Raw genomic sequence first — 8,443 nt, 5'->3', positions numbered from 1 at the left:
CATTTATACTGCTATCATCCTTCTATTAACAAATAAATTAAACAGGAACCAATAATGTCTGATGCAATGAAAGCGTTACTCAACCTGCGTAGCTTACGCGCTCTTGCCAAAGAGATGTCAACCGAGCAACTAAACGAAGCGTTAGAGAAACTACATACCGTGGTTGAAGAACGTAAAGAAATTGATCGCGAAGAAGAAGCAAAAGAACAAGAGCGTTTAGAAAAGCTAGAGAAATACCGCGAAATGTTAGTGGCCGATGGCATTGAGCCAGAAGAGCTCATGAAGCTATTAGGTGGCAGCACTAAAGCGAAAACACCAGGAAAGCGCGCAGCACGTCCAGCTAAATACCAATATACTGATAATGACGGTTCACATAAAACATGGACAGGTCAAGGCCGTATGCCTAAGGTTATTCGCGAAGCGACGGAAAGTGGTTCTGCAACACTCGACGATTTCCTCATCCCTGGTCAAGAAGCATAAACTTTTTACCAAGGAAAAAGAAAAAAGAGGCCAAGGCCTCTTTTTTTGTTATAGGGTATCAATCAAATTTAATTCTATCGGCTAAATGACTAACCGCCAGAGCAAAGTAATGCGAGCGGTTCCACTTCAATAAGCTTTGATAATTATTGTAGACCAAATACGCTCTCCCCTTTTCATCATCAGGCTGAATGAGCCATGCTTTGATGTCGACCTTGGGTAACGCTTGGCCGTTCATGCGTCTTACGCCTTTCGTCTGCCAGTCACTTAACAATAAGCCCTTGTCTGCTCCGGTACCGAGTAGAGACCGATCAAGCTGTTCTGGAACTTCAACTTGCCGACCCCATGTGTAGGTATCATCCCAGCCAGCTTGTTTCAGATAATTCGCTGCCGATGCAAAAACATCGGCCTCCGTTTGCCAAATATCCTTTTTACCATCTTGGTTGCCATCCACAGCATAATTAATAAACGAACTGGGCATAAACTGAGATTGCCCCATTGCTCCCGCCCATGATCCTTTCATGTCTTCGGGGGCAATATGACCTTGCTGTAATATTGTCAGTGCTGCCATGGTTTCTTTACGGAAAAAAGCTTCTCGACGGCCATCAAATGCCAATGTCGACAATGCCTCAATCACATTATAACTGCCTTGGAGCTTACCAAAGTTACTTTCAACGCCCCACAGGGCAACAATAAAACGTGGTTGCACCTGGTATTGTTCACCCACTTTTTTTAATGCGTCATAATGCTGATTGTAGAGCTTTTTCGCTTGCGCCACTTTCCAGTCTGGTACCGCTCGAGGAATATACTCGTCTAAAGTAAGGCGCCGCTCGGGTTGATTTCGATCTGAGCTCACCGCACGTTCATGATATTCAATCCCGTCAAACGCTCGCTCGAGCAATGCATCGCTAATCCCTGCCTCACGAGCTTCATCTTTTAATGAGGCCACATATTGTTCAAATCCTGGCTTGGCCATCACTGGGCTAACGATTAATGCAGCCGCCATACAGGCTGAAATCATACCTTTGCGCATAGTCTTCCTTTTACAGTTTTTCGTTTCTATTACGAATAGCCTGCAGCGCTACGTCCGGAGGTGGGGGCAGCTGTACAAAAAACCCCTCCTCTTGCAGGCTTTGCTTTACCTTGGTGATATTGACCACCGCAAGCTTTTCACGCTTGTCTAAGTCAATCATCATTGCGAACTCTGGTTGCCCAAAGCTGTTCATCAGCGCCTCTGGCACATCATCAAATTTATCTTTCTCTGCAAGATAAAGATAGGTGCCTTCTTTCTTTTTGCTTCGATAAATTGCGCAATACATCTCAAAAGTCCTCACGAGCATGCCATAAAACAGGCGATAAATTGTCATCCTCGGGCAAAGGTTTGTTAAACTTTACCGCAAAGTGTATCAAAACACGTATTTGCGGTGGTTTCTCACTATAAAGCTAAAAAACATCATTAAAACGAGAAATCTGACTCGAAAAGCAAACCTTGCTTGCCGCATCCGTGCTGTGAATATACCATGCTATTCAACGTCTGATAATGCGCGTCTGACTCGTGTTTTAACGACAGAACCGGGATCGAATCACATGCTTAAACAACCGGAGTTGAAAGGCTCTACTTTCACCCTATCCGTCCTCCATCTTGTTGACGATAACTTCGCCGCGGCGGCTGATGTGCTGGCCGAGAAGGTCACTCAAGCACCTGGTTTTTTTGAAGGTGCCCCCGTTGTGGCTGATGTTCAACGCCTTTCTCAATGTCCTGACATCAGTGCGTTAAAGCGCTGTTTACAGGCAACGGGAATGATTCTTATCGGACTGACTGGGGTCACGCACAACCATACACGCCAACTTGCGCTAGATTCGGGACTGGCCGTGCTTAAATCAAGTAAGCAGTCACGGATCGCAGATCCGATACAAACGCCAGCAAAAGTGGTCACCGCGCCTGTTCGTTCCGGCCAGCAAATTTATGCTAAAAACGCAGATTTGGTCATCTTGAATCATGTTAGCGCCGGGGCAGAAGTGATTGCCGATGGCAGCATTCATATTTATGGCGTGCTACGAGGCCGAGCAATTGCCGGCGCATGCGGACAAAAACAAGCACGCATTTATTGTCAGAACCTTCAGTCAGAATTATTGTCAGTGGCAGGTAGCTATTGGCTGAATGATAAGATTCCACCAGAACATGTTGAGCGGCCAGCCATGGTGTCGCTTAATCAAGAAAGCTTACAGATTGACCCCCTCACGCTATAACAGAATAAGGACGAGGAATGGCACGAATTATTGTAATTACTTCCGGCAAAGGTGGCGTGGGAAAAACCACCTCAAGTGCAGCATTAGCGACCGGATTAGCATTAACAGGCAAAAAAACAGCGGTTATCGATTTTGATATCGGTTTACGTAACCTGGACTTGGTGATGGGGTGTGAACGCCGTGTTGTCTACGACTTTGTTAATGTCATTAATGGTGAGGCGAATCTCCATCAAGCATTGATTAAAGATAAACGAGTAGAAAACTTGTTTATTCTACCCGCTTCTCAGACACGCGATAAAGATGCGCTGACCAAAGAAGGGGTTGAACGTGTTTTAAAAGACATGGACGAGCTTGGTTTTGAATACATTATTTGCGACTCTCCTGCGGGCATCGAGGCTGGCGCATTAATGGCGCTGTATTTTGCTGATGAAGCAATTGTCACTACCAATCCTGAAGTGTCATCTGTGCGCGATTCTGACCGTATTCTTGGTATTCTTGACTCTAAATCACGCCGCGCAGAAAACGGTGAGGAGCCGGTTAAACACCATTTATTAGTCACTCGTTATAACCCTGCACGTGTGACCAATGGCGAAATGCTAAGTGTCGAAGACGTTGAAGATATTCTACGCATTCCTCTGCTGGGCGTGATCCCGGAAAGCCAGTCGGTATTACACGCCTCGAACAAAGGTGAGCCTGTTGTGCTTGACCAAGAGTCTGACGCAGGCCAGGCCTACGAAGATGCCATCGCTCGTTTGCTGGGTGAAGAGCGCCCCTTCCGCTTTATTGAGGAAGAGCGTAAAGGTTTCTTAAAACGCTTATTTGGAGGCTAATGTGGCATTGCTAGAATTCTTCCGGCCCACTAAGAAAAAGTCCGCCAACATCGCGAAAGAGCGTTTACAGATTATTGTTGCCGAGCGTCGTAGTGCCGATAGCCCTGCTCCAACCTATCTGCCTCAGCTTAAGCAAGATATCTTAGATGTCATCCGGAAATATGTCGATATTGCGCCAGACCAGGTATCGGTTAGCCTCGAGCAAGGGGATGATGATCTGTCTGTTTTAGAGCTAAATGTGACGCTCCCCGAGGAGGGAAAGGACCACTAATACGGCCCCTTTTTCTCAAAAACACGAAAGCGGTGCACAAGCACCGCTTTTTAGGTTTAGGCGGTTGGCTTTTTGGGAATAACCGCTAACAGAGCATAGCCAATTAACGTGTAACGCCATCCTTTTGCTAATTCGGGGCGTTTCTCTTCTTGGCAATCGTCTCGCCATACCCAAGTAATCAGCTGATTCAGCTGCTTTTTGGAGCCAATAAACTCTGGCGCTAATCCAGCGTTATCAGCCGCTTCTTGCACTTTTTCTTTAATTGCTTTGATCACCGCTTTATAGCCTGGTTCATCGACCAATCGTGTCAGCGCTGGCGGGCATTTATCCGCAGTCATCTTGTCAGCCTGTTTTGCGATTTTTATCAGTGTTTGTGCATGATAGCGAATTTCAAAGCGATCAAACCCATGTTCCTGCATTTGTTCTACTGTACGTATATCGTATCGCGCCATTTTCCAAAGGTGCTGTTCTTTGACGATAAAATTAAGCGCCATGTCACGACGTCGTGCCTCTTTGGCTCGCCATTTTGCCAACGCTTGCAATACTGCCAATTGTTGTGGATTCAACTGCCAAGCATATTTAATCTCTCGATAGACGGCATCATCCGCCTTTGGCTGCTGTTTTTTCAGGCAAAGCAGTGCGCACTCCTCGACGATAGCATCTTGCCACGGTGTCTGCGCTAAGGCGTCAGACAACGCCTGATAAAGTGGCATCAAATAGTAAACATCTGCTGCGGCGTAGTGCTTTTGCTTGTCGGTCAGTGGTCGTGCACACCAGTCAGTGCGTGACTCACCCTTGTCCAGCGCCACACCGACATAACGCTCAACTAAACTTGCAAACCCTTCCGATACACCATGGCCTAAAAATGCTGCCATGATTTGGGTATCAATCATTGGTGTCGGTAGCGCACCCGCATGGTGTAGAAACACCTCTAAGTCTTCACTGCTCGCATGTAGCACCTTGGTCACGCTGACGTCGGCCATTAGTGCCCACAAAGGCGATAAATCGTCAATCGCGATAGGATCGACCAGCGCGAGGCACTCCCCGTCATAAAGCTGAACTAAGCCCAGCTGAGCATAGAAAGTGCGAGTGCGGACAAACTCAGTATCGACCATCACGGTTGCTTGCTGACGAAGACGCGTGCATATAGCCACGAGTTGTTGAGAAGAGGTGATCAGTTGATAGTTCACAAAAAAGCCCATAAAGAAAATGCCGGCGATGCCGGCATTTCGTGATTCGTTATCGCTAGTTTACCCTTTTCTGGGTCGGTTCGCATCAAGCCGACGCTTTTTGCGCAGGCGCTTCAGGCTCGTCCCTTAACTCACGACGCAAAATCTTGCCAACATTGGTTTTAGGTAATTCATCCCTAAATTCCACCACACGCGGTACCTTATAGCCCGTAAGATGCTTACGACAGTGGGCAACGAGATCATCTCGCGTGAGCGAAGGATCTTTTTTCACCACACAGATCTTCACCAATTCGCCTGAGTTCTCATCAGGCTGGCCAATCGCTGCAACCTCGAGCACTTTTTCGTGCAGGGCGACCACGTCTTCCACTTCATTTGGGTAAACATTGAAGCCTGATACCAAAATCATGTCTTTTTTGCGGTCAACAATGTGCAAGAAACCATCATCATCAAACTGCACCACATCACCGGTCGCTAACCAGCCATGTTCATCAATGCTCTCCCGTGTGGCTTCAGGCCGATTCCAGTAGCCTTGCATCACCTGTGGGCCACGTACTAGAAGCTCACCGGGTTGATTATCGGCGACATCGTTACCTTCATCATCGACAATACGGACCTCAGTCGAGGGCACGGGCAAACCAATTGAGCCATTGTAGTCTCGCAGATCGTACGGATACGCGGCAACCAAAGGTGAGCATTCGGTTAACCCATATCCTTCGAGTAAGTGCTTACCCGTCAGTTTTTTCCAATTTTCAGCCACTGCACGCTGTACCGCCATGCCTCCTCCCACGGTCAAGCGTAGGTTCGAGAAATCGAGCTCATGGAAATCTTCGTTGTTGAGTAAGGCATTGAATAACGTATTTACGCCGGTGATCGCGGTAAATGGATATTTTTGTAGCTCTTTCACAAAGCCTGGAATATCACGCGGGTTAGAAATCAGTAAGTTCTGCCCCCCCATCTCGATAAACAACAGGCAGTTTACGGTCAACGCAAAGACGTGATAAAGCGGTAATGCAGTTACCACCACTTCTTCACCCGCATTAAGCACCGGCTGGTAGGTACCTTTTGCTTGATAGACATTCGCCAACATATTGCGGTGGGTTAAGATAGCGCCTTTCGCCAATCCAGTGGTGCCACCCGTGTACTGGAGGAAAGCGACATCATCGCCTTTCAAGAAAGGCTTAACGTATTGCATTCGGCGACCACGACTCAGCGTTTGGCGCATCGATGTGGCATGAGGTAAATGATACTTGGGTACCATTTTCTTCACGTATTTGACCACAAAGTTCACCAAGGTTCCTTTGGCGCGCGGGAGTTGCTCGCCTAAGCTGGTCAAAATCACATGCTTGACTGGGGTATTGTCGACCACTTTTTCTAATGTATGGGCAAAGTTACTGACAATCACAATGGCCTTTGCTCCCGCGTCCGTCAGCTGGTGCTCTAACTCACGAGGGGTATATAACGGATTGACGTTAACAGCAACACAACCGGCACGTAAAATGCCGAATAAAGCAATCGGATATTGCAGCAGGTTTGGCATCATGATCGCAACGCGATCGCCTTTTTTCAGCTTCAGCTCATTTTGCAAATAGGCCGCAAACGCGCGGCTACGCTCTTCCAATTTACGAAACGTCATCACCTGCCCCATATTAATAAAGGCAGTCTGGTCGGCGTACTGTTGAACAGAATGTTCAAACATTTCAACAAGGGAGCGATGAGCATCTGGATCTATTTCCGCCGGCACATCCGACGGGTAACGATTAAGCCATACCTTTTCCACTGGCTTTCTCCTATATTTCTGCTGGTCGGCTATTTTGCCCACTTCGATCGACGCAAGGTATAATTCAAACAAGTGTTTAACCTGCCTACCATAACGTTAACATTATTTTTACACGAGCATTTTAAGTGCGCGTTTGAATTTTGGTCACAAAATCCGTTATCAACGACACAGTTTGTTGCGGTTGTTGAAGGTGGCAATGATGGGTTCCGGGAAGCTCAGCGAGGGTGAGTTGTTGAAACCACGTTGCCCGGATGGCCGCATCTGTTGAGCGAAATGCAGGATACCCATCTGTCGCCCGAATCGCCAGTACTGGGCAATTGATCGCTCGAATAATCGACTCACTGTGAGCTGGCGACATCCGATAAAGCGCTTCTGCGCCTAATTTGGGGTCATGACGCCAGCGTACGCCTTGTGTACCCACCGAAAGTCCTCGAGCCACCAAAGGCAGAAGTGCCTCAAGCGACACTTTATTTATCGAGGCGCGTAACCGTAGCGCCTTAAGCGCCGAATCAAAGTAACGGGGGGCCTTTGCTCGTAAAATGGCCCGTTGATTCAAGCTGTTCGCAAAACGTTCAGTGACCGTCTGCTCAGGTTCCGCGATCGGGCCGAGCGCTTCAATGGTCACCATGGCATCAATACTATCGGGGAAACTGGCCGCATAACAGCTAGCGACCACCCCACCCAGTGAATGACCCACCAGCACCACCGGCCCTGTGTGACCGAGCAGCGAGAGCGATGAGTGGTTCAGCACTTGGTGCAGATCATCAAGATAGTCAAAAAACGGATAATAATAATCACCGGGTTTGTGTTCCGATAAACCATGCCCTGGCCAATCAAACAGAATGAGCCCAAAATCTTGCGGCAATAAAGGAAGCAGCGAATGAAAACTCGCGAGATTATCTTGCCAACCGTGCATGAACACTAATGTCGGTGCGCCATGGCTGGGCGTACGCACAGCCGCCGCTACCTGAATGTCTGCAAGCGGGATAGATGTGGTGACCAACCCCGAGCAAAGGCCCACTTGCTCAGGGGGCTGGGCCAATAAAGCATCAAGCTTTGCACTTAACGGTGTGGATAGCATGGCGACCCGTTATGAGTTAAGGAAGGGTAATCACGCTTTGCACATGCCCGGTACCGACACCGATACGAAGTCGAGAACAATACGACCCGTAACAATACGGCCTGTCATCATCAATCACTTGTTGCTCAATATTCCATAATTGATGTCCTTTCACCTTAAGCACTGGGTAATCATAGGCGTACGCATCGACCATACCTTGCTGGCGTGAGTCAAAGTCGCCGAGAATGGTAATCGGCCGCCCTTTGGCATAATCAGCAGGCTCCACAAACCCATCAAAAACGGCTTTAAAACGCCCGAGGGATGAGGCCTTAATATCGGGACGTCCCGCATCTGAGATTGGTAAAGCTACGATTTCTACAACCGAGTCAGACTCCCGGTTGTTGACACCGACAATCACCCCGCCTAAGCGCACTTCTTCGCCTCGTTGCGCCTCAGTCATTTTCGCCACAACTGGATATTCAGTCACGGGCTGATCCATGCGTCCTTTGAGTGTCTCCGGCAACGTTGAGCAGCCGGTTAAAACCAAGGCACCAAGAACGACTAGCCAATAAGGTTTCATACAACACG

General features: G+C 48.1%; 10 protein-coding genes. 4 read left to right on the top strand and 6 right to left on the bottom strand.

The window, feature by feature from the left end:
- Nucleotides 1-54 precede the first annotated feature (54 nt).
- The gene (locus BZG80_RS07100; protein ID WP_021022432.1) at nt 55-480 is read left to right on the top strand and encodes an H-NS family histone-like protein; all 426 of its coding nucleotides are present in this window, start codon (nt 55-57) and stop codon (nt 478-480) included.
- A 58-nt stretch (nt 481-538) separates the two neighbouring features.
- Here BZG80_RS07100 and BZG80_RS07095 read toward each other — a convergent pair whose 3' ends face one another.
- Both BZG80_RS07095 and BZG80_RS07090 read right to left on the bottom strand, forming a co-directional pair.
- Nucleotides 539-1,510 (bottom strand): lytic murein transglycosylase, encoded by a 972-nt coding sequence (locus BZG80_RS07095; protein WP_077661360.1) that lies wholly within the window; start codon nt 1,508-1,510, stop codon nt 539-541.
- A gap of 10 nt (nt 1,511-1,520) precedes the next feature.
- A complete protein-coding gene (locus BZG80_RS07090; protein ID WP_021022434.1) occupies nt 1,521-1,796 on the bottom strand; it encodes a YcgL domain-containing protein in 276 nt (91 codons plus the stop codon).
- Nucleotides 1,797-2,064: 268 nt separating this feature from the next.
- On the opposite strand from BZG80_RS07090, the gene minC reads away from it, so the two are divergent.
- The 3 genes from minC to minE are packed head-to-tail and all read left to right on the top strand — an operon-like array spanning nt 2,065 to nt 3,828.
- A complete protein-coding gene (minC, locus tag BZG80_RS07085; RefSeq protein WP_077460183.1) occupies nt 2,065-2,727 on the top strand; it encodes a septum site-determining protein MinC in 663 nt (220 codons plus the stop codon).
- A gap of 17 nt (nt 2,728-2,744) precedes the next feature.
- The gene (minD, locus tag BZG80_RS07080) at nt 2,745-3,557 is read left to right on the top strand and encodes a septum site-determining protein MinD (RefSeq protein WP_077460182.1); all 813 of its coding nucleotides are present in this window, start codon (nt 2,745-2,747) and stop codon (nt 3,555-3,557) included.
- Between the two features lies 1 nt (nt 3,558).
- Nucleotides 3,559-3,828, top strand: coding sequence for a cell division topological specificity factor MinE (gene minE / locus BZG80_RS07075; protein WP_021022437.1), 270 nt, complete (start codon nt 3,559-3,561; stop codon nt 3,826-3,828).
- A 56-nt stretch (nt 3,829-3,884) separates the two neighbouring features.
- On the opposite strand, the gene rnd is transcribed toward minE, so the two are convergent.
- The 4 genes from rnd to BZG80_RS07055 all read right to left on the bottom strand — a co-directional run bounded on the left by rnd (nt 3,885) and on the right by BZG80_RS07055 (nt 8,435).
- Complete coding sequence (gene rnd / locus BZG80_RS07070; RefSeq protein WP_077679042.1) at nt 3,885-5,018, bottom strand: ribonuclease D; 1,134 nt, start codon at nt 5,016-5,018, stop codon at nt 3,885-3,887.
- Nucleotides 5,019-5,103: 85 nt separating this feature from the next.
- The gene (gene fadD, locus BZG80_RS07065; RefSeq protein WP_077661359.1) at nt 5,104-6,795 is read right to left on the bottom strand and encodes a long-chain-fatty-acid--CoA ligase FadD; all 1,692 of its coding nucleotides are present in this window, start codon (nt 6,793-6,795) and stop codon (nt 5,104-5,106) included.
- A gap of 121 nt (nt 6,796-6,916) precedes the next feature.
- Nucleotides 6,917-7,876: an alpha/beta fold hydrolase gene (locus tag BZG80_RS07060; RefSeq protein ID WP_241833876.1), complete on the bottom strand. Its 960-nt coding sequence runs from the start codon at nt 7,874-7,876 to the stop codon at nt 6,917-6,919.
- 16 nt (nt 7,877-7,892) lie between these two features.
- Entirely contained in the window at nt 7,893-8,435 is a 543-nt protein-coding gene (locus tag BZG80_RS07055; RefSeq protein ID WP_077679038.1) for a Slp family lipoprotein, read from the bottom strand.
- Between the last annotated feature and the right edge of the window lie 8 nt (nt 8,436-8,443).

This window comes from Salinivibrio sp. MA440, assembly GCF_001996265.1.
GTDB classification, from domain to species: Bacteria; Pseudomonadota; Gammaproteobacteria; order Enterobacterales; family Vibrionaceae; genus Salinivibrio; species Salinivibrio costicola.
This window is presented reverse-complemented; position numbering and strand designations above follow the sequence as displayed.